Source organism: Citrobacter sp. A316 (genome assembly GCF_002042945.1).
Classification (GTDB): domain Bacteria; phylum Pseudomonadota; class Gammaproteobacteria; order Enterobacterales; family Enterobacteriaceae; genus Citrobacter; species Citrobacter portucalensis.
On the sequence record NZ_MVFZ01000021.1, the window covers coordinates 61282 to 80820 of the forward strand.

The window sequence follows — 19539 nt, forward strand, 5'->3', positions numbered from 1 at the left end:
CCCCTATAGAAATCGAGAAACCGTTTATGAAGAGAACGATCTTATCCCTCTTTGTCGTTGCAACATCCTTTTTTATAAATCCAGTCGCACAGGCTTCAGCACAACCTTCTCCATTTACACCTGAGCAGGAAGCCAGAATTGGTGAAATTGCAGCAGACTACCTGGTGGCACATCCCGATGTGCTGGTCACGGTCAGTAAAAAACTTCAGGAACAACAACTACGGCGTGAACAGCTGAATTATGCCGTCCGCGTGATGAAAAACCAGAAAGAGTTATTGAATGATTACGACACGCCCGTTATCGGGCCAGAGCGCGCGAAAGTGGCCCTCATAACATTTTTTGATTACCAGTGCGAGTTTTGCAGCAAGCGTAAGCGTCGTCTCAGCACCGTCTGGCAGATCCTGAAATTCCTGAGAGGATAGTGGACACCAAATATGGTGGACGCTATCCATGAAATCATTAACCGCAGTGCGTAAAAAAAGCCCTAATTATCCCGTTGAGTTCAAAATCAAAATGGTTGAACTCTCGCATCGACCAGAGATCTCCGTAGCGCAACTCGCTCGTGAGCATGGGATCAACGATAATCTGCTGTTCAAGTGGCGCCAGTACTGGCGCGAAGGAAAACTACGTCCTCCTTCAGCAACAGAAAACAGCGTGCCTGAGCTGCTCCCGATAACACTTGATGCCGAAGATGTTGTTCCTACAACTTCCTCCCGGTCACAACCTGTAGCAGCTGCGGTACCTGAATCACTCAGTATCAGCTGTGAGATAACGTTCCGGCACGGGACACTCCGCCTCAACGGTACTGTCAGCGAAAATCTTCTGACTCTGCTGATACAGGAACTGAAGCGATGATCCCGTTACCTTCCGGAACAAAAATCTGGCTGGTTGCCGGTATTACCGATATGAGAAACGGCTTCAACGGGTTGGCTGCAAAAGTGCAGACGGCGCTGAAAGACGATCCGATGTCCGGCCATGTCTTCATCTTCCGCGGCCGCAGTGGCAGCCAGGTCAAACTGCTGTGGTCTACCGGCGACGGGCTGTGTCTGCTGACCAAACGGCTGGAACGTGGCCGCTTCGCCTGGCCCTCGGCCCGTGATGGCAAAGTGTTCCTGACGCCGGCGCAACTGGCAATGCTGTTGGAAGGTATCGACTGGCGGCAGCCAAAGCGGTTGCTGACCTCCCTGACGATGCTGTAGGCCTCTTTAATCCTGGTTGTCGCAGAATAAGCCTGGTAAAATACGGGCTTATGAACGACACCTCTTCTGACGATATCCTTCTGCTGAAACAGCGCCTTGCCGAACAGGAAGCGCTGATCCACGCCCTGCAGGAAAAACTGAGCAACCGGGAGCGTGAAATAGACCATCTGCAGGCGCAGCTGGATAAACTCCGCCGGATGAACTTCGGCAGTCGTTCCGAAAAAGTCTCCCGCCGTATCGCACACATAGAAGCAGACCTGAACCGGCTGCAGAAAGAAAGCGATACGCTGACCGGCCGGGTTGACGACCCGGCAGTACAGCGCCCTCTGCGGCAGACCCGCACCCGCAAACCGTTCCCTGAATCACTTCCCCGTGATGAAAAACGGCTGCTGCCGACAGAGCCGTGCTGCCCGGACTGCGGCGGTGCGTTGAGCTACCTGGGTGAAGATGCAGCCGAACAGCTGGAGCTGATGCGCAGCGCCTTCCGGGTTATCCGTACGGTGCGGGAAAAACATGCCTGCACAAAATGCGACGCTATAGTGCAGGCTCCCGTGCCTTCACGCCCCATCGAGCGGGGTATCGCCGGACCGGGGCTGCTGGCCCGCGTGCTGAGCTCAAAGTATGCAGAGCACACCCCGCTGTACCGCCAGTCTGAAATATACGACCGTCAGGGTGTGGAACTGAGCCGTTCACTGCTGTCGGGCTGGGTGGATGCGTGCTGCCGGCTGCTGTCACCGCTGGAAGAGGTGCTTCAGGACTATGTCCTGACCGACGGCAAACTCCATGCCGATGATACCCCCGTCCAGGTGCTGTTGCCGGGCAATAAGAAGACGAAGACCGGGCGGTTGTGGACGTATGTTCGTGATGACCGCAACGCCGGTTCAGAACTGGCGCCGGCGGTCTGGTTCGCCTACAGTCCCGACAGAAAAGGCATCCATCCGCAGACCCATCTTGCGGGGTTCAGTGGTGTGCTGCAGGCGGATGCATACGCCGGGTTCAACGAGCTGTACCGGGATGGCCGGATAACGGAAGCTGCCTGTTGGGCTCACGCCCACCGTAAAATCCACGATGTGCACGTTCGTACCCCGTCAGCACTGACAGAAGAAGCCCTGAGACGGATCGGCGAACTGTACGCCATCGAGGCGGAGAAAAGGGGAATGCCGGCAGAGCAGCGCCTTGCCGAACGCCAGTTGAAAACGAAACCGCTGCTGAAATCCCTGGAAAGCTGGCTACGTGAAAAGATGAAAACCCTGTCGCGACACTCAGAACTGGCGAAAGCGTTCGCATACGTCCTGAACCAGTGGCCGGCACTGACGTACTATGCAGACGATGGATGGGCCGAAGCCGATAACAACCTGGCCGAAAATGCGCTGCGGATGGTCAGTCTGGGGAGAAAGAACTGGCTGTTCTTCGGCTCAGACCACGGTGGTGAGCGTGGAGCGTTGCTGTACAGTCTGATCGGGACGTGCAAACTGAACGGCGTGGATCCAGAAAGCTATCTTCGCCATGTCCTTGACGTCATAGCTGACTGGCCGGTCAACCGGGTCAGCGAGCTGCTACCCTGGCGCATCACACTGCCAACTGAATAACACATCCCCGTCAATACGGTTCTCGCTAGACGCTTACCAGCAAGCTGGCGTCAGCTCTGGAAAAAATCATGCAGGCGCATCCTGATGTACGGTATGTATTTAAAGAATTGCCAATCTTTGGTGAACGATGGGAAAACTCCCTGAAGGCGGCTGAACGTGGATTGTCTGTCTGGAAGCAAAAGGGGGCTGAAGGGTATATGACATACCACAGTGCTATTTACAGAACTGGCCATGATAAGGGAAGACTAAGTACAAACGATATTTCAGAGGCTTCCCGTCAGGCTGGCTGGATGGATCCGGGAAGAGAAGATTTTACCCCGGCGCTTTCCCGAAACAAGGAACTTGCAGGCAAACTGGGTCTCACCGGTACTCCGGGTATCATTGTCATGCCCATCAGTGGTGCGTCGCCCCAAAACATCACTGTATTTCCAGGCTTTATTCCGGCAGAAAGACTGCTGTCTGCTATCGAAAAAGCCTCCAGATAACACCATGCTCCCGGCCTGACAGCGGTTTCCCGCCAGAAAACGTTGTCTGATAATGCCGGTATGTATCCTGCTAAAACATAACCCCATTATTGCACCTGGGCGGCTATCCTGCGTAAAGCGCCGTGAAGGATTCCCATATTACCCCCTGGTAGTTAGAGTATTTCTTGCGAGATCCTATGGGTTTCTGTCACGATCCGCGATCTTTTCGTATGGAAAATTTACGAGTGAAAAGGTAAACTTCCCGGACGTACAGATGCCTTGTGGTGGGGTATTCTGTTGAATAATTTTAGATTTACGCCCTAATCCAAACTTTATTGGCTGCTTTGTGGTGAGGCAGATGGGGGTAAAACTTTATTTCGGAAGAAATGCGGACTTCCGGAAGCAGGAACATGGATGGGAGCGTGTCCATAAGACGCTCAGGAACAGGTGACGGAAAGTTCTCCGGAGCCTGAATGCAAAACCCCCTGAAATCTGCTCAACTTTGGCGGGCTGTTCAGAATATCAGGGGGTCCAAAAGCAGGCGCGTTGCCTGTGAAGGATTATAACGCACGCACCATATAAAACAACACCCGACCGCCATAAGAAAAGGTCGGTGTGACTGAGAAAAAACCTATCTTTTACAGACAGGTCAAAAATCCTGAGCCGGAGTTTACTCCGCGAGAGGGCAAAAAGACTCTGCCGTTCTGTCGTAAGCTGATGGCGAAAGCCGAAGGTTTTACATCCCGTTTTGATTTTTCCATACATGTGGCGTTTATGCGATCGCTGGGTAAGCGGCAGCGTATGCCGCCGGTACTGCGTCGTCGGGCCATCGATGCGCTGATGCAGGGGTTATGCTTCCACTACGACCCCCTGGCTAATCGCGTTCAGCGCTCCATTACCAATCTGGCCATCGAGTGCGGCCTGGCCACGGAATCGAAAAGCGGTAATCTGTCCATCACCCGTGCCACACGCGCACTGAAGTTTATGTCGGAGCTGGGGCTGATAACGTACCAGACAGAATATGACCCGCAGATTGGCTGCAATATTCCGACCGATATCACCTTTACGCCGGCACTGTTTTCCGCGCTCGATGTTTCTGACGTGGCTGTACTGGCCGCGCGCCGCAGCCGCGTTGAGTGGGAAAACAAGCTGCGTAAAAAGCAGAGCCTGGAACCGCTGCAGATGGATGAACTGATAGCGAAGGCCTGGCGCTTTGTACGCGAGCGGTTCCGTAGCTATCAGTCGGAACGTAAACAGCACGGACTGAAGCGCGCCCGTGCGCGACGTGATGTCGACAGAACCCGCAAGGACATTGAAACTCTGGTGAAGCAGCAACTGACGCGAGAACTCGCCAGTGGTCGCTTTACCGGAGGCGGCGATGCGATAAAACGTGAACTTGAGCGGCGTGTCACAGAGCGCATGCTGATGTCGCGTGGCAACAACTACACGCGGCTGGCCACCGTCCCCATATAGATCCTCCTGACCGAAAAATCCGGCTGACGCCGGAGGATTTCTCACGTCTGTACCTCTCTCCAGCCTGTTAATCTACCCAATCCGCGCTGTTTTAACTTCAAAAATGCACTGAAATTCACCTGCAGTGGCCCGAGATTCATCCTTCGACCCTGCTTGCGGTCGCCAGATTGAGTTATCAACATATAACTGCAAGGGAAATTTCCATTAGGCTACAACCGTTATCCTGACAGAGCGCCAGCCGCTGTGATTTCAATGTGCGTGGTTTCCTTTAAAAACCTGCTCTGTACTTCTTTTAAATACATAACCTTTCTCTCTTATAAATACATAACCTGTTCGTCGCCCGTCCTGTGGACAGGCTCATAAGAATGACCGCCCTTGCAGCGGACTTACGTCCGCGCCGGTTCGGAAAAACTGAGGTACCTCCCGCCAACAAGTGGCGGGCAAAAAAACATCATAAATTAGTTACAACATCCAAAATATTTAGGCAAAAACCAGTGCCCACCCAACCATCCAGCCAGCCCCTCCCCACCACTGAAAAGCGCCGCCGCCCCGGCCGAAGGCCGGGAACTACATCGCTTTTAATGCTGGATGATGTAACTAAACATTTGAACCACTGCCAGTTACATCGCGGTAAGTTCCTCTGTACAGCCCCCGGCACCGGCTTTGCCGGCACCACGGCTCCGGAAATCACGCCCTGTACGTCGCAAGCGCCGTACAGCCCGCTCACCGGAGTTGAAAGGGCTTAATGATATAACGCATAGTTATAAACAAATTATGGCTTTTCAGGCGGAGGGATGGCCTGGTGGAAACTATCAACTCTGTAACCGGCTGTGCCGGGCTACGGCGCCATTCTACTACAGTGCCATATGTATCATCCTTTGGCGCCTCCATGCCACCTCGCGACATAATCACTCCAGAAAGTGGGGTATATTTTCAAGGGGGCAGGATGAATTATTCAGATACCTTCATGCGTCAGCATGAAGAAATATGCTAGGTAGCGGCAGCATCGTATTTGCCCTGGCTGAGGCTGGATACGAATCACGTCGTGATAACATTATCGCTGTACTGCGGAACGAGCTTGCTGAACCCGGAAAATGGGAGCCGGACTAGGTAAACCGTACCGGGTTTTCGGGAGACTAAGCTCTCAGTGAAAGGAGAGCCGAAATAACATCTAAACGAGCAAACCGTTACCCACCAGAGCTGCGTCAGCATGAACGCAATAATGGTGCTGGCGATGGCGGACTCACTAGCGATGAGCATCAGCGCCTCAAGTTGCTGGAACAAGAGGTTCGTGAACGGCGGCGCAGCAACGATATTCTGCGCCAGGCCTCAGCTTATTTTGCGAAGGCGGAGTACGACCGACTGTGGAAAAAATAATGCCGCTGCAGGATACCGCCAGCATCCGGAGAAGCGTACTCAGCGAAAGTGCCTTGACGACCAGCTGAAACGGGAATGACGAAAAGATATGCAGCCGTTGCCGGGCGAAGATAATCAGACATGTAGGCTGAAAATCGGGTCAGCAGTTTTTTTCACAGTCCGAACTGCTGCCTCCTGCCAACTTGCGGCAAGAAAGGATAAAGAGTGCGACGGGCAGCCTCTTCAGTATGTCTGAGTCCAGACTGTTTATATCCCAAAAAGCAACAGCAAACTGCGACCCCTGGTTATCCCCGCGTTGCAGGATCGTATTGTTCCGCGGACAATGCTGATGGCGATGGAGCCTATCTGGGAGAGTGATTTTGATACGCTCTCGTATGGCTTCCAGCCTGAACGCAATCCGCACGGTGAAATTACAGCTCACCAACTGTGGAAACAATCAAGGCTGGGCATGTTGATGTTGGTCTCTTCCGGGCGGCCAGTGAAGGTATGTCTCAGGGCGGTATGATCTCTCAGTTGCTGTCGAACATCATACTGAATGAGTTCGATCAGTCTCTGCATAAACGCTACCTCAGAACGGACATTATTAAAAATGCCACGCATTACGTCCGCCTGTATTGCTGATGACAAATACTCGGCATTTACTGTGTAGAAAAAGAATATTTTGAGTGATTGTTTTTTTGTATTTTATTGAAATATAATTTCACTACACCAAATAGATTGTAGTTTTTTATTTTATATATTTTAATTTGGCTGAACATTTCGACTGTTTTTATATTTTTTTGTATTTTTTTTGTGTTTTTCCCTTGAGTAAAATCAATTATTATCAATGAGAATAATGCAATGTAATGAGGTGTGCTTTTGCGTAAACCTTGGATCATGCTAATCAGCTCCTCTGGCGCAAGTCGGGTAATGAACTTATTGGTTACAATAAATCTGCGTTTTACATAAATTTGAGCACTCTGTCGTTTAATGGTGTAAAGCTGACACCAGATTATATTCCGCCAGGTGGTGAGCGCAGGTTTATGCTTGAGAGAAAAGGGGGGGATGATACCGGAACGGTAACCTGGAATGTTATTGACGATTATGGTGCAGTAAGTAAAGATTTTACGAATAAAATCTGATTCTGATAATGTCTGTATGGTTTGCAATGTTATTGCGTAAGATTACTGTATTTATATTTGCGCTGTTTCCTTTCCTTTCTGCAGGAAAGAGTTACAAATTTGATGCGGCTATGTTCAATGAAGGAGATGAATCGATAGATATATCGTTGTTTAACGATGGATTACAGTTGCCTGGGCGATACTATGTATCTGTTTATTTGAACGGTAATATTGTCGATAAGCGCTATATTGATTTCAGACTTAGCAAAGTATCAGATTCATTGTCATTGATGCCCTGTATTCTGCCTGAATGGTTAAGTGATTATGGTATTGATAAAAATAAATTCCCGGCTTTGTTAAAGCCAGTCGAAGGTTGTGTCGATTTTTCACTTGTACCTCAGGCAGATATTTCTTTCGATTTTAACCAAGAACAACTGTCTATCGTTGTTCCCCCAAAGACTCTTGTTCCAAGGTCAGAAAACAGGGTACCAGAAAATTTATGGGATGATGGGATCCCGGCATTACTGATGGATTATCAGGTTGAGTCGCAACAGACAAGATACAAAAGCACCAACGGTGTTATGCGATACGACTATATAAAGCTTCATCCCGGCATAAATGCCGGGGCGTGGCGTTTGCGTGGCGCCACTTCCTGGCAGCGAAATCTGGGATGGCAACGCTCGCTTTTATATGCCGAGCGTGGAATTCGTAGTATAAAAAGTAAACTTACCCTTGGTGAGTCCTACACGTCAATACTATAGATTGATGGTTATAACTGACCTTAAGTATCACTGCCTGCTCTTCTCCCAGAGCTGTCATTTGGTTTAAGCAAGCAACTCAATCAGCTCATATCCCTAGTTTTTCACTCTACCAACGGTGCGGGACACGTAAAATATGGGCAGAACGAATGATGCGTTCTGTCGGCAAGCCGCAACCCGCGAATCGACGCGTGTGAATTGTGCTGAGACGACGATAACGCTTTGCGCTGACAACGTTAGTGCGCACAAGAATGATTATGTTAAATAATAAATATGTTATATAGAGAATGGTGCTCGATTTCGATCTCAAAATCTACTGTGATACAGTTAAAATCTTCCTACATCCTGCCTCACATCGATCGACTATTTGTGTCCTGCTCAGGACTCATCGGTTGCAAGAAACGTCATCATGCGATGACATATCTTCAATTGTGCGCATGATTCAAGAAGGGACTGATGAATTATCTTATTACATTTCTGCCCGGCAGATTCAAGTAACTCTGTAATGGCTGACAAAGTCTAAAGCAATTATGATGTTTCGTTCAGAATACGGTCAAATATCAAAAGTATATTACAAATGTTTTAGATCTCCAAGAATCCACAGCATACGATAAAAAAAACGCAAAACAAAAAACAAGCTCACATTTCATGGCAAAAAAGTATCAAGTTCAGCTCTAAAAATAAAACACAATAGAGAGTAATTCAGTATGGATATTAAATTTATAAAACACCCTCAGGAGAGAACATGAATGATGTATTAGATGAACTACATAACGTTGACCCATCTATTATCGCTATAAAAAACATAACAACTAATAAATACATGATCATTTATACGGATAACTGTGATTTAACGATACAAAAACAGAACGAAGTTCTTTCTTTTCCGCAAGGGAGTTTTGTGTTTATAGAACGAAGTATAAAATTCTCCTGCAATATAAAGAAGAAAAACTCTGATAAAAAACCTTATAGAGCTATACGGCTTGATAAAGAAGAATTGCTGATGTTAAAAGATATATTTAGATCAACACACAGCTACTATATTGATGAGAAAATTCTTGAAAGAAGAATTAAAAACAAAATTTTTGGGACTAATGGATGCACAGATTGTATAAAAATATTTAATCGAATTGAATATTCCAGAGATACAAGACTGAAAATACTTAAGTTAGCATATATTATCTCAAGAATGGGGATTGTGCATGAGATAATTAACTCATTGATTGCCTCAGCTGCCATTACATTTACAGATAAAGTGAAAGGTATAATAGAAAGGAATGTATCAAGGAAATGGCGTCTTAATATGATCGCTGATGAGTTTAACATTTCAGAAATATCTGTTAGAAAACGATTAGACTCAGAGGGAGAGTCATTTAATAACCTATTAATTGAGGTAAGAATGAACAGAGCAATACAATTATTACTTGAAAACGATTTGCAAATGCATCAAATATCAAAGGATGTTGGGATACTTAGCACATCTTACTTTATAAAATGCTTTAAAAATTACTTTGGAATTACACCAAAACAATTCATAATTTACTTTAGAGATAGAAACAACCAAAATACTTTAATATACTAAGAATCATTCTTTTGTCATATTGGATGGGCAAACACAAGGTGACGTGATATAGTTTTTGCCCATCTTTTTTATTTAGAATTGTTGCCATTGATTTCTTTTATAGTAACCAGAACAAAATTAATATCAAAATTCATATCATTATTTATCTTACATAAAACATCGTAGATAGTTATGGGTATCAGTATAATCTGATCAGCAATAAAGGTATTCTGGCCTATAAATAGACCAGAAAGATCAATTAGAGCTAGAATGTTGCTTGTGCGCTGAAGAACGCTCTGAGCTAATAGCAAATCCGTTTCCATAACTCTAGGATGATAATAGCTCCAAGACCAGCTCTACATAGAAATAGGTGTTATGTTAGTCATATAATAACACCACATATTAAAGTGGGGGAGTTAGAATTTCCAAGAAAGCTGGGCCGCAAGTTGTAAACCACTATAATCATGTATTGGTGTCTCATACCAGATTTTACCTGCAGTAACCCCCAAATTCATTTTCTTAGTCAGTGGCTGGATACGTTGAAGACTTATGTTCTTCATACTGCCATGTTGAGTTTCTGGAGACCAGTCATAGATATAAGCCCCCGTTCCTCTACTAATCCAAAGTTGAGTATATCCACTATCATACGAATCTTTGAAACGAATTGAAATCATGTTGCTATAACTGCTACCTGTTCTACTTGAATCATAGTGGGTATAACGATAGCTAGTTATAAACGGACCTATATAGTAGATGATCCCCCCCTGCAAAGCATTAACTTCTACATCATCATAATATTTGGTATAGCGATATCCGGTTGTAAACGACGATTTAGGTAGCAGATTTAGATTAATATCCTGGCGAAAATCCTGTTGAGCAAAGACAGGGCTATTTTCAGCAAAACCAATACCTGTACGAGTTGTCAACCAGTTATTCCATCTATACCATACAGCTCCCTGTCCTCTCGTAGCAGTGAACCGTTCTGTATCATAATCTCGCTGTCCTCGAGAAATATTCAAAAGCAGTGTCGCCTTTTCAATATTTGCGATCATTTCAGCATATGTTATATTTTTCGATCCATGCTTGCTAGAATAATCGATAAAATCATATCCTGTAGTAATTGATTTTAACTCCGCATACACTGGCAATGAGCTTAGAATACCTAATGCGAATAGTACTGGCTTTTTCATTTTAATCACCTAAACAAATTAAATCTTGTCGAAGGGAGTATTTTCCTGAAAATAAATTACGCTCCACTATAATTCGTGGTCCAAGCTGAGTGCCTGGAGCGATAATTCTCCCAGGTAAAATAATAACTTGCACTCCAAGTCGAGAACGCTGCCCGATATAGCATCCTAATTTAATACAGCCAGTAGAAATTGTTCCTTCTTGAGTGCGAACACATACTACCTGTTCATCCAAACGATGGTTACTGGTACGCACCTGCGCCCCTAAATATACCTTATGTTCAATAACAGAATCACCAACAAAACATTGTGGTCCAATTGATACTTCAGACTCAATAACCGCATTTTTAATTTCGGTTGCGAATCCTATTTTCACTCTATTGCCAATCACCGTTCCAGGACGGATGAATACGTAGTTACCAATCAAACAGTCAGCACCAACTACTGCAGGCCCTTTAATAACCGCACCGTGACAAATTCTTGTATTAGAGCCTATAATAACTTCACCGTCGGTTTCATCTATAATTACATTCTCATCAATTTTAATATTTTTTTCTTCGGTATCAAGTCCTAGAAAATCCCTCACAGCCTGGGGAAGATGTCTGGGTATTAGTTTCTGACGTTTCCACCAAGGCCGAATAGCGTGTGGGTTTATCTCTTTGAGGCTCACGTCCAGTAAAAAAGGCAACAGTTCCATAAATAATCCATATAGAGTATGCTAAGAGAACATATAAAATAGATAGAGGTGCTAATGGCACTAACATCCAGCAACGATGAAACCATGCACTAAATATCCCAATCAAGCTTACTATCCCTAGCCAAATTAAAGGAAATATAGCTAATATCACACCATATAGTCCGTTAGCATAAAACTCATGAAGCCAAGTAGCCAGATAAATGCCCACGCCATAAAGCACAACCATGACCATAGGAAAAATGCTGAATATGCCAAAACGACTTAACAAGAGCGATCTGTGTAATCTCATACATACAGCATAGCCAATAATCCAACGTCTCCAGCGACGCCACTCATCACTCAGGTTGTTGCACTCTTGGGGATAAACAATACAACGATTGACCTGACGAACACAATAACCATTGGCAACCAAAGTCCAAGTAAGATCCAGATCCTCTACTTTTGTTCGATCGGAGAAACCAAACTTGCGTAAAACATCTGTTCGAAACATTCCACATGCACCACTAATAATGAATGGAGCCCCTCCGAGAAACTGCTGCAATGTTCGTTTCATGATAATCATTGGTAACTTTACGGTGGCTCTAATATGGGGTAGCAAACCAGCACCTTTTAATGATGTGGAAGGAACCCCACCCACAGCATCTGCGCCCCGTTCAATTTCTGCAAGAAGATATCCTATGCCGTCGTTATCCGGCGGAACGTAAGTATCTGCATCACTTAAAAAGACTTGATCACAAGTTACATGATCAAGTCCCTTCATAAGAGCCCCGCCCTTACCAGTATTTTTCTGCGTAACAGCAATAAAACGATCACCCCATTTTTGTTTTACTTTTTCCATTATGTCAGATGTATTATCGGTAGAACCATCATTTACACAAATAACTCGACAAAAATATGGGTTTCGCAAAAGATTCTCTAATGCTTCCTCCAAGCAAGGCCCTTCATTATATGCAGGAATAATAGCATCAACGCTCCCTTTTTTCTGACTTGGTTTAAGCTTTAGTGTGCAGATAAACCATATCAATATTACTAAAGCCATAAATATGAAGATTAATGTTTTCATCTAATACACTCAGAGAATCATTTTATGAATAACAAAGCCTTCCCCATAATCACTATTAATCTGTTGCCCGCGAAATTGTGCAAGTGCGCGAAGGCGCTCAGGACGCATATAGTCACGGCCACTCTGGCTTTGATGTTTACTTAAGGCTTTAAGTTTTAATTTAAAATCATCTTCTTTGACTGACTCAAATACTTGTGGCATAAAAGAAAGCCAAGTACTTGGCGTTTCATAACCAAGAATTTGTGGAATAGCCCGACAAGCAACCATAGAAGCTTGATGGACCGCCATATGGTCCTGATGGCGATCAGCATTGTGCATTGTATATACTCGCTTAATTTCAATATCTGAGGGAAGTTGATGCTGAATGATATTTTCTAATGCGGCAATCATCTCATTGAGCTGCAAATGAGTACGCGTATCAGCAAAGTCAAGATGAATAGTTTGCTGACACCCTAATATTTTCAAGGCATCACGAGACTCTTGGTGACGATCAATCAGTTCGCTTGCTCCTGACCTTCCTGGCGTCATTACTACAGCGGAAATATGAATTCCATTACGTGCAAGACGCGCAAGGGATGCCCCACAACCAAGTTCTATATCATCAGGGTGTGCTCCAATAGCAAGAACACCTTTTGTTTTTGGTGATAGAGATAAAAGCACTTTACTAGAACCTTAGATTATTAACATTTCACTTTTTGTAATCAAGAAGTTCAGCCATAACTTCAGCCACTACACTTTCTTCAACTATAACCATAATTAGCCCTCTGTATATGATATAAAAATAACAACATCATAAATTTAAAACATACAATTAAAAAATAAATATCATAACTTATCAAATAGATTACTTTTTTTACATAAGTTTAATTATTAAATTAAGCCCGCGACAAATCATGACCGGTTAATCATTCAGCTAAGTACGATGTATCACGCCTGCGAAGTCGTATACAGCCTGAACAAGATCAGGCTGTATACGGCCCTGGCAAAAAACGAGACTTGTGGGGCAAAGCGGTATACACACTCTGTGCCTGTCAGTCCCTTCTTATTTGTGGGACTCTGCCTGTAATTCACTGATAAACGGGCTCAGCAGCCGGTTAAATTCGCTGCATTTTATTTGCTCAGGAGTGCTGTCCCTGTTCAGACGCTCAGAAATTATGTCGCTGTGTTTATGTATCCCCTCACGAGTTATGGATCGCCACCCTTTCTCAATGGCGACACGGGTTGCGACGTGGAGGATTACCTGCTCATCAGGCAAATCGCTGCGGTTGCACGCTGATTTAAGATACTGGGTCGCCGCTACCAGAGAAGCCGTCTGTTCCAGCTGATCGCTCAGGGAAACGGCAGTCTGTTTATGGGGGGAGGGAGACTGCTGGCAACCGGCGATAGCCAGCATTAGCAGTAAGGAAGTGATACGTTTCACTCTGTTTAACTTATTAATCATTGTAATTTTAACCCCGGGTTGTTTAACCCGATTTAAGTTTACTACTGTCCCGTTTTCACCTGAGCTGTTTTTATTTACAGCGCCGGTAACTGGACCCTACAACAATAAAAAATGACACATCCCGCCCAAGGCGAGCCACGGACCAAAAGGCAATGGCCGGGTAAGGTCCGTGGCTGCCACAAAACGTATCAGGACCGTAATAACGAACCCGCTTACTGAAGCTAACAGGAGAACGGAGGGTAATGTCTGCCATCCCAGCCAGGCGCCCAGTGCCGCTGATAATTTAAAATCACCGTAACCGAGTCCTTCCCTGCCGGTGGCGAAACGAAAAAGCCAGTATACTCCCCAAAGAAAGAGATATCCTGAGACCGCCCCCATCACCGCCTCCTCCAGGGGGACAATCCCTCCCTGTAAACTGAATAACAGGCCAAGCCAGAGCAGCGGTAACGTCAGTACATCCGGCATTAGCGCCGTTCGACAGTCAATAACCGCCAGGACCAATAACATAGCAAAAAAAAGCCAGGCAGCAATTAATGGCAGCCCCGGCGCAAACCTGCCCGTGGCCAGAATAAATAAAACTGAACACGCTATCTCGACCAGCGGGTAGTGACAGGGAATACGTTCACCACAGCAGCGAGACCTTCCCTTTAAAAGGAGATAGCTGACTAAGGGTATGTTATCCCGGTTCCTGAGCGGATGAGAGCAGTTGGGACAATGTGACCGCGGTAATATCAGGTTAAAGGTCTGCGCAGACACAGGCAAAGGTTGTGCCAGCTGTAGCAGAGCTTCACGCTGCCAGCGTCTTTCCAGTATGACCGGTAAACGGTAAATCACGACGTTAAGAAAACTGCCGGTAATGCCCCCCAGCATTCCAGTGAAGATGAACCATAACAACGGAAAATCTGCCGCAAATTCCGGCAACCTGTTCACACATCCTCCTACTTATCAATCCGTATTCAGGCGTTAACCTGTCAAATCGCAACGTCAGTGCCCCGGCGAAGCATTCCTCTTTGTGTCATCCCGGGACAGAAGCAACCGGTTAACCGTGACCTGTCCGGGTGGGTTACTTTGCGCCGACACATCAAATACTACGGTACGGATACGGTGCTGGCGCTTCAGTTGCGTAAGCCACTGCATCAGCGCATTAAATTCAACGGGAGCCAAGGTGACGGCCAGACGCTCTCCCTGAGGCTGCAGTCGGGAGACTGACACACCGTATGCGGTTGAAGTACGTGCTACAGCTGCAGATAAACTTAACGGCTCCTCCTGTTGTGGCATACCGAGCTCCAGTCTCTTTATGTTAGGGGCCTGCTGTTTCATCCACTCCACTGTGCTTTTTTCACGGGCAGCTGTAGCCCGCCACTTATCTTCCCGTAACAGCCAGGGCTGCCAGAGACCATAATAGACAAAAATGACAGTAAGTAAGGCAACACATCCGGTAAGCAGACTTCCCTCAAGGGAGCTGATTTGCTGCAGTCGTTTTCTAAGCTCGTTCATTGTTCACTCTCAGGATCAGACGACTTTCCACACCGTGCGGCTGCTGTCGTATCTCGCTAGGCTGGAGAAGGTATACTTCCCCAGCGCGTTGCTGAAATTGTTCCAGCGACTGAAAAGAGGGTGCCTGCATATCAATTTTCAGTGTCTGACTGCTGCTGTCCCAGGCCAGTGCCTGTACACGAACAGTTGAGTTTTCTGACAGCAATTGCTGAAGCTGGCGCACCACACTGCCGAGTTCCGGCGTATTATCTCCCGGTGACTGTTGCAGATGTTTCAGCAACTGCCGACGGGGATCCTGCGCCGCCTTTTCGCCCGGAAACAGGTGCTTATAAACGCGTACACTCTCCTGCTGCCAGAATTCAGCCTGCTGCCAGAGCCGGTAATGAGCCAGACTCGCGTTGGTTCCTGCCAGAAGCAAACAGACCATCATTACCCCTGCGACATACCGCCACGGACGGAATCCCGCGTACCATGTTCCCTGGCGGGCAAATTCCCCCTGCCGCAGATCTACACCATCATACCCGTCACCTTCGGCTGCCAGCTGTAGCAGATCACGCTCTTCCTGACTTCGCCACTCAGTGATATCCGTCCCCGAGCATTGCGCTGGCGGTACGGAGTAAGACTCAATCACCGGTGGCGCAGTAAGAGACAGGAACAACTCCAGCCACGACGACTCTACCGCCATCCCGGCATAACGGTCCCGGCGAAACAGCCACTGATCGGCAAATCTTACGGCGCTCCATCCTTCAGCAACCAGTGGCAGCATCAGCGCGTCAGGTAGCAGCCTCGCGTTCCGGACCCCCAACTGGTCACAGTACGCCAGCCAGCGCTGCATAACCGATTTTTCGACCACCGCCACGTCACACATATCACCCGTCTGATGCAGAATAGCGAAGTGCAGTTTGTCAATGTCTGTCGCTAGGTGTTCTTCCAGAAGAAAGGGAAGTACATGCAGACACTGACGCCGCGTACGCTGTGGCAGCCTCACATGATGGAAGGCAATTTTTCCTGCAGGTACTAGGACCTTGACGGGATAACGGGACAGTAAACCGGCCAACCGTGGGTCTGTTGCTCCGGCCGCTACGCTGCCGGCCTCTGTCTCCTCGGACGAAGCCAGCCGCCACCATACAGGCTGTGTCTCATCCTCCGGCAGACGCAGAAAAAGCCGGCCGCCCTCGTCGTGCTTTTTATTCCTTTTAAAGCTCACTTACTCACCGTTAATCCATGTTGTCGCTGAACACTCCAGAAACGCTCCTCCCTCCACTGCATTAAATTCTGCTGACTGAATCGGTGCTCCCCGGAATGCACATGTAGCCGGACCAGAAAATAGTTGCTGTTGACTGCCAGTACAGGTATGGCCGCCGCAGTGTCGGTATCCTTAAGTTGTGGCACCGCCAGAAATGCCGCCACGCTGTCCCACCCGGTACGGGGCCGCTGCTGCAGTAATTTCGTCACCGGGAGGCTGCCCGGATCCGTCAGAAAGAGAGCCGCCATCAGCGGTGCCTGTGAATCATGCAGGGTATTCACGTTCACTGACAGGTCCGATACGGGCAGTACACAAACATACGGCAAAAGTTTACGGTAAAGCCCGGCATCAATACCTCGGATGAGGCGTAACTCACTGATGTCCTGCATCGGCTGATTGGCAGCAAGATAGGGGGGGGCCATGCCCATATATGCCTCGTCTTCAGCGCCTCCCCTCACCGGTTTATCATCACGATCGATCCAGTCACGAAGGGCAGCCGTTACTTTCCCGGCCTGTAACGTCTCCACCTGCAGGTTTATTAACAGCTGCTGAAAAATTCTGGCGGCGTAAGGCATACTGGCCTGATCCACTGCGCCATAATTAATAGCATTAAGATTAAAACAGGCCTGCGCATCCACAATTTGCCCCCGCACATCTCCCCTTCCGGCCTGAAACTGCCGTTCAGACTGCGCCCAGTTTTGCGCCAGATGCGTTTTCCGGGGTGAGTCCTGCTTGTCCCTCTGTAAGAGCTGTTTTGCCATCGTTTCTGCCGCATAGGCATCCCACTTTGCCTGCAGTTGATCCAACTGCGCCACTGCACGTAAAAATGTCCGGCCGTTGCGCTCCGCGATCGCCGCCGCTGTTGTTACCATCAACGATAGGATCAACAACACCACTAGAAGCGCCACGCCCTGCTCCCGCGACGACATTCTCCCCTCTCCTGGCTTAAAAGAAACTGACGAGTCAGTTCAACGAATTCATCCACCGCCAGCGTCACTTCAACAGCCTGTGGCAGGATGCTGGTATTGTCCCAGTGGTCTTGCCAGGCGCCGTTAACAAAAAAACGCAGACGAAATGTATTAACGCCATCCAGAACTACCTTTACATCCGGAGAAACACCGGCTGGGTGATCGACATGAAAGTAGCCCAGGCGTTCTAACTTTTGCTGCTGCAACCGATAGCCTACCCGCTGCAATTCCGGGCGTGGCAGCATCCCGCCGGGATTCAGCCAGCTGTTACGCGTAAAGGAAATCCCCCAGTCATCGCTTTTCAGCAAATGAGGTGCAGCGAGTAGCAGGCTTTCACTCTCCCGGTTGTACCTTGGGATCATCTGCGTAAAATCCCGCTCCATCTGGCTGAATCCCTTCTGCAGCTCAGCCAGACGTTGTACTTTATTCTGGGAAAGCTCGTCCGCCCGTATTACACCCTGCAGCACCTGAAATGCGCTGATACTTAGCGCGGCAAAAACAGCCAGCGCCAGTAGCATTTCCAGTAGCGTAAAGCCCTTTACCCGTTGCTGAAACATTCACGATCCACATAGGCACACAACGAAACCAGCGCGAACGCCTCCTCTCTGGTACGCCGTACCTCAACCTCCAAGCTGCACAGCTGTGGTATGTCGCTGCCCAGCCCACGCCAGCGTAAATACCATTCGCTGCCTGCGAAGCTGACCGTCTTCTCAACCCAACCTTTTTCCGGACAACTCCTCTCCAACTGCAGCTGGACTATCTGGTTATCGGCCAGCCAGCCTGCCAGCACCTTCTCTTCCATCCGCCCGATCCCCACGGTCTGCTGAGTCGTGGTCTGCATCAGTGCCATTCCTGCCAGCGCAAACACCGCAAGCGCCACCATGACTTCCAGTAATGTCATTCCTTCCTGCTCCTTCACAACGCGACTTCACCTTCAAAAGTGGTCATCAGGCCACTCTCATCAACCTGAAGCCCCACAACGGCCTCGCCTCCGTCCTGTCTGAACAGAAGGCAGAACGGTGTCACCTCGCCTCCAGGCAGCAGAAAAATATCGGGTTCGGCCCTATCGCCATGCTCAGACATCCACTGCTGACCTCTTAGATATTTCAGTTCAAGATACATATCTTCCGGCAGTTTGCCCTCGATGGCAGCACGGCGCGGTTGCCAGGTTTGCCAGACATATCCCTGCCAGATCTCCCCCCCTGTTGACAAAGGGGAAGATTCTGCAGCCCCTTGCTGCAGAATCATAAAGCTCCATCCGTCAGACCGGAACTTAATCCCCATCAGCAAGCCGTCCTGCAGGCTTCTGTCCAGGGCATAATCAAGTTGCGCCTGCAGACGTTCCCGCTGTTGCTGCAGTTGATTCTGCGCAGCATCAGGAAATGACATCAGCACCAGGCCGGCGGTGACGCCAGTCAGCAGAAGCACCAGCATCATTTCCAGTATTGTGAAGCCGCGCTGGTTCACGGCTGCACGTTACCAAGCGTCCAGCTACCAATATCGTCTTCCGTGTTTGGTACACCGTCCGGGCCGGGAGAGAAAATATCAATATCGCTGTACTGACCAGGATTTAACAGCTGATAATCGCCCCCCCATGGATCCTGAGGCAAACGGCGGATATAACTATCCTGCCGGTAGTTGCGGGGCTCAGGCTGTACGCTGGGTTTATTGACCAGTGCCTGCAGACCCTGCTCCGTTGTCGGATAACGGTTGTTATCTAACCGGTACATATCCAGTGCGCTTTCCAGCGCAACCAGATCGCTTATCACTTTCTGTCGATCGGCCTTATCCTTGTTCCCCATAAGATTGGGCACCACCAGACTTGCCAAAACCCCCAGAATCACAATCACCACCATTATTTCCAGCAGGGTAAAACCGCGCTGACGCTGTTTACGCATGTTTATCTCCGTTGTGTGTTA

Annotated in this window: 23 protein-coding genes and 2 pseudogenes; 11 read left to right on the forward strand and 14 right to left on the reverse strand. The window is 47.9% G+C overall.

Features of this window, described 5'->3' with window-relative positions; all coding sequences use genetic code 11:
• The first annotated feature begins 26 nt into the window (after positions 1 to 26).
• From BZK41_RS27315 to BZK41_RS27120, 8 genes and pseudogenes are all read left to right on the forward strand, one after another.
• On the forward strand, positions 27 to 422 hold the full coding sequence (locus BZK41_RS27315; protein WP_172313273.1) for a hypothetical protein: 396 nt from the start codon (positions 27 to 29) through the stop codon (positions 420 to 422).
• A gap of 28 nt (positions 423 to 450) precedes the next feature.
• A complete protein-coding gene (locus BZK41_RS21970) occupies positions 451 to 855 on the forward strand; it encodes a transposase (RefSeq protein ID WP_079939580.1) in 405 nt (134 codons plus the stop codon).
• Entirely contained in the window at positions 852 to 1199 is a 348-nt protein-coding gene (gene tnpB / locus BZK41_RS21975) for an IS66 family insertion sequence element accessory protein TnpB (protein ID WP_042922210.1), read from the forward strand. The genes BZK41_RS21970 and tnpB overlap by 4 nt, the downstream gene beginning before the upstream one ends.
• Before the next feature lie 50 nt (positions 1200 to 1249).
• The gene (locus tag BZK41_RS21980) at positions 1250 to 2788 is read left to right on the forward strand and encodes an IS66 family transposase (protein WP_079939581.1); all 1539 of its coding nucleotides are present in this window, start codon (positions 1250 to 1252) and stop codon (positions 2786 to 2788) included.
• A 68-nt stretch (positions 2789 to 2856) separates the two neighbouring features.
• Positions 2857 to 3273, forward strand: a complete 417-nt coding sequence (locus tag BZK41_RS21985) for a hypothetical protein (protein WP_079939582.1) — start codon at positions 2857 to 2859, stop codon at positions 3271 to 3273.
• 594 nt (positions 3274 to 3867) lie between these two features.
• Positions 3868 to 4725, forward strand: a complete 858-nt coding sequence (repA, locus tag BZK41_RS21990) for an incFII family plasmid replication initiator RepA (protein WP_079939583.1) — start codon at positions 3868 to 3870, stop codon at positions 4723 to 4725.
• Between the two features lie 1200 nt (positions 4726 to 5925).
• Positions 5926 to 6178 (forward strand): annotated as a pseudogene (locus BZK41_RS21995) (IS3 family transposase); the annotation flags it as partial.
• A gap of 168 nt (positions 6179 to 6346) precedes the next feature.
• Positions 6347 to 6672, forward strand: a pseudogene (locus tag BZK41_RS27120) (group II intron reverse transcriptase/maturase); the annotation flags it as partial.
• Between the two features lie 68 nt (positions 6673 to 6740).
• Here the strand turns inward: BZK41_RS27120 and BZK41_RS27125 are convergent.
• A complete protein-coding gene (locus tag BZK41_RS27125) occupies positions 6741 to 6980 on the reverse strand; it encodes a hypothetical protein (protein WP_139762650.1) in 240 nt (79 codons plus the stop codon).
• On the opposite strand from BZK41_RS27125, the gene BZK41_RS27790 reads away from it, so the two are divergent.
• The 3 genes from BZK41_RS27790 (at position 6972) to BZK41_RS22020 (ending at position 9542) form a co-directional block, all read left to right on the forward strand.
• On the forward strand, positions 6972 to 7223 hold the full coding sequence (locus BZK41_RS27790; RefSeq protein ID WP_079939584.1) for a molecular chaperone: 252 nt from the start codon (positions 6972 to 6974) through the stop codon (positions 7221 to 7223). The two genes, BZK41_RS27125 and BZK41_RS27790, sit on opposite strands and share 9 nt — an antisense overlap.
• Before the next feature lie 8 nt (positions 7224 to 7231).
• On the forward strand, positions 7232 to 7963 hold the full coding sequence (locus BZK41_RS22015; protein ID WP_079939585.1) for a FimD/PapC N-terminal domain-containing protein: 732 nt from the start codon (positions 7232 to 7234) through the stop codon (positions 7961 to 7963).
• 742 nt (positions 7964 to 8705) lie between these two features.
• A complete protein-coding gene (locus BZK41_RS22020) occupies positions 8706 to 9542 on the forward strand; it encodes an AraC family transcriptional regulator (protein WP_079939586.1) in 837 nt (278 codons plus the stop codon).
• Between the two features lie 395 nt (positions 9543 to 9937).
• Here BZK41_RS22020 and BZK41_RS22030 read toward each other — a convergent pair whose 3' ends face one another.
• The 13 genes from BZK41_RS22030 to gspG form a co-directional block, all read right to left on the reverse strand.
• Entirely contained in the window at positions 9938 to 10711 is a 774-nt protein-coding gene (locus tag BZK41_RS22030; protein ID WP_079939605.1) for a YaiO family outer membrane beta-barrel protein, read from the reverse strand.
• Between the two features lies 1 nt (position 10712).
• Positions 10713 to 11294 (reverse strand): acetyltransferase, encoded by a 582-nt coding sequence (locus tag BZK41_RS22035; protein WP_079939588.1) that lies wholly within the window; start codon positions 11292 to 11294, stop codon positions 10713 to 10715.
• Positions 11272 to 12468 carry a glycosyltransferase family 2 protein gene (locus BZK41_RS22040; RefSeq protein WP_079939589.1) on the reverse strand — a complete coding sequence of 399 codons (1197 nt, stop codon included), beginning with the start codon at positions 12466 to 12468 and terminating at the stop codon, positions 11272 to 11274. The genes BZK41_RS22035 and BZK41_RS22040 overlap by 23 nt, the downstream gene beginning before the upstream one ends.
• Before the next feature lie 9 nt (positions 12469 to 12477).
• Positions 12478 to 13128, reverse strand: a complete 651-nt coding sequence (locus tag BZK41_RS22045) for a PIG-L deacetylase family protein (RefSeq protein WP_079939590.1) — start codon at positions 13126 to 13128, stop codon at positions 12478 to 12480.
• Positions 13129 to 13510: 382 nt separating this feature from the next.
• The gene (gspS, locus tag BZK41_RS22050) at positions 13511 to 13909 is read right to left on the reverse strand and encodes a type II secretion system pilot lipoprotein GspS (RefSeq protein ID WP_079939591.1); all 399 of its coding nucleotides are present in this window, start codon (positions 13907 to 13909) and stop codon (positions 13511 to 13513) included.
• A 96-nt stretch (positions 13910 to 14005) separates the two neighbouring features.
• On the reverse strand, positions 14006 to 14779 hold the full coding sequence (locus tag BZK41_RS22055; protein ID WP_079939606.1) for an A24 family peptidase: 774 nt from the start codon (positions 14777 to 14779) through the stop codon (positions 14006 to 14008).
• Between the two features lie 114 nt (positions 14780 to 14893).
• Complete coding sequence (locus BZK41_RS22060; RefSeq protein ID WP_079939592.1) at positions 14894 to 15406, reverse strand: type II secretion system protein GspM; 513 nt, start codon at positions 15404 to 15406, stop codon at positions 14894 to 14896.
• Positions 15393 to 16613, reverse strand: coding sequence for a type II secretion system protein GspL (gene gspL / locus BZK41_RS22065; protein ID WP_253193782.1), 1221 nt, complete (start codon positions 16611 to 16613; stop codon positions 15393 to 15395). The genes BZK41_RS22060 and gspL overlap by 14 nt, the downstream gene beginning before the upstream one ends.
• On the reverse strand, positions 16610 to 17581 hold the full coding sequence (gspK, locus tag BZK41_RS22070; RefSeq protein WP_079939593.1) for a type II secretion system minor pseudopilin GspK: 972 nt from the start codon (positions 17579 to 17581) through the stop codon (positions 16610 to 16612). Before gspK ends, gspL begins: the two co-directional genes overlap by 4 nt.
• A complete protein-coding gene (gene gspJ, locus BZK41_RS22075) occupies positions 17548 to 18177 on the reverse strand; it encodes a type II secretion system minor pseudopilin GspJ (protein WP_079939594.1) in 630 nt (209 codons plus the stop codon). The genes gspK and gspJ overlap by 34 nt, the downstream gene beginning before the upstream one ends.
• Positions 18159 to 18539 carry a type II secretion system minor pseudopilin GspI gene (gene gspI / locus BZK41_RS22080; RefSeq protein ID WP_274660094.1) on the reverse strand — a complete coding sequence of 127 codons (381 nt, stop codon included), beginning with the start codon at positions 18537 to 18539 and terminating at the stop codon, positions 18159 to 18161. Before gspI ends, gspJ begins: the two co-directional genes overlap by 19 nt.
• Entirely contained in the window at positions 18536 to 19087 is a 552-nt protein-coding gene (gspH, locus tag BZK41_RS22085; RefSeq protein WP_079939596.1) for a type II secretion system minor pseudopilin GspH, read from the reverse strand. Before gspH ends, gspI begins: the two co-directional genes overlap by 4 nt.
• Positions 19084 to 19518, reverse strand: coding sequence for a type II secretion system major pseudopilin GspG (gene gspG, locus BZK41_RS22090; RefSeq protein WP_079939597.1), 435 nt, complete (start codon positions 19516 to 19518; stop codon positions 19084 to 19086). The genes gspH and gspG overlap by 4 nt, the downstream gene beginning before the upstream one ends.
• Positions 19519 to 19539: the final 21 nt, after the last annotated feature.

Excerpts from the sequence above, each read along its gene's own strand:
- BZK41_RS27315 (WP_172313273.1), top strand. The coding sequence starts at position 27 with ATGAAGAGAACGATCTTATCCCTCTTTGTCGTTGCAACATCCTTTTTT.
- BZK41_RS21970 (WP_079939580.1), top strand. The coding sequence starts at position 451 with ATGAAATCATTAACCGCAGTGCGTAAAAAAAGCCCTAATTATCCCGTT.
- tnpB (WP_042922210.1), top strand. The coding sequence starts at position 852 with ATGATCCCGTTACCTTCCGGAACAAAAATCTGGCTGGTTGCCGGTATT.
- BZK41_RS21980 (WP_079939581.1), top strand. The coding sequence starts at position 1,250 with ATGAACGACACCTCTTCTGACGATATCCTTCTGCTGAAACAGCGCCTT.
- BZK41_RS21985 (WP_079939582.1), top strand. The coding sequence starts at position 2,857 with ATGCAGGCGCATCCTGATGTACGGTATGTATTTAAAGAATTGCCAATC.
- BZK41_RS27125 (WP_139762650.1), bottom strand. The coding sequence starts at position 6,980 with ATGATCCAAGGTTTACGCAAAAGCACACCTCATTACATTGCATTATTC.
- BZK41_RS22015 (WP_079939585.1), top strand. The coding sequence starts at position 7,232 with ATGTCTGTATGGTTTGCAATGTTATTGCGTAAGATTACTGTATTTATA.
- BZK41_RS22020 (WP_079939586.1), top strand. The coding sequence starts at position 8,706 with ATGAATGATGTATTAGATGAACTACATAACGTTGACCCATCTATTATC.
- BZK41_RS22030 (WP_079939605.1), bottom strand. The coding sequence starts at position 10,711 with ATGAAAAAGCCAGTACTATTCGCATTAGGTATTCTAAGCTCATTGCCA.
- BZK41_RS22040 (WP_079939589.1), bottom strand. The coding sequence starts at position 12,468 with ATGAAAACATTAATCTTCATATTTATGGCTTTAGTAATATTGATATGG.
- gspS (WP_079939591.1), bottom strand. The coding sequence starts at position 13,909 with ATGATTAATAAGTTAAACAGAGTGAAACGTATCACTTCCTTACTGCTA.
- BZK41_RS22055 (WP_079939606.1), bottom strand. The coding sequence starts at position 14,779 with ATGCTGGGGGGCATTACCGGCAGTTTTCTTAACGTCGTGATTTACCGT.
- BZK41_RS22060 (WP_079939592.1), bottom strand. The coding sequence starts at position 15,406 with ATGAACGAGCTTAGAAAACGACTGCAGCAAATCAGCTCCCTTGAGGGA.
- gspK (WP_079939593.1), bottom strand. The coding sequence starts at position 17,581 with ATGTCGTCGCGGGAGCAGGGCGTGGCGCTTCTAGTGGTGTTGTTGATC.
- gspJ (WP_079939594.1), bottom strand. The coding sequence starts at position 18,177 with ATGTTTCAGCAACGGGTAAAGGGCTTTACGCTACTGGAAATGCTACTG.
- gspG (WP_079939597.1), bottom strand. The coding sequence starts at position 19,518 with ATGCGTAAACAGCGTCAGCGCGGTTTTACCCTGCTGGAAATAATGGTG.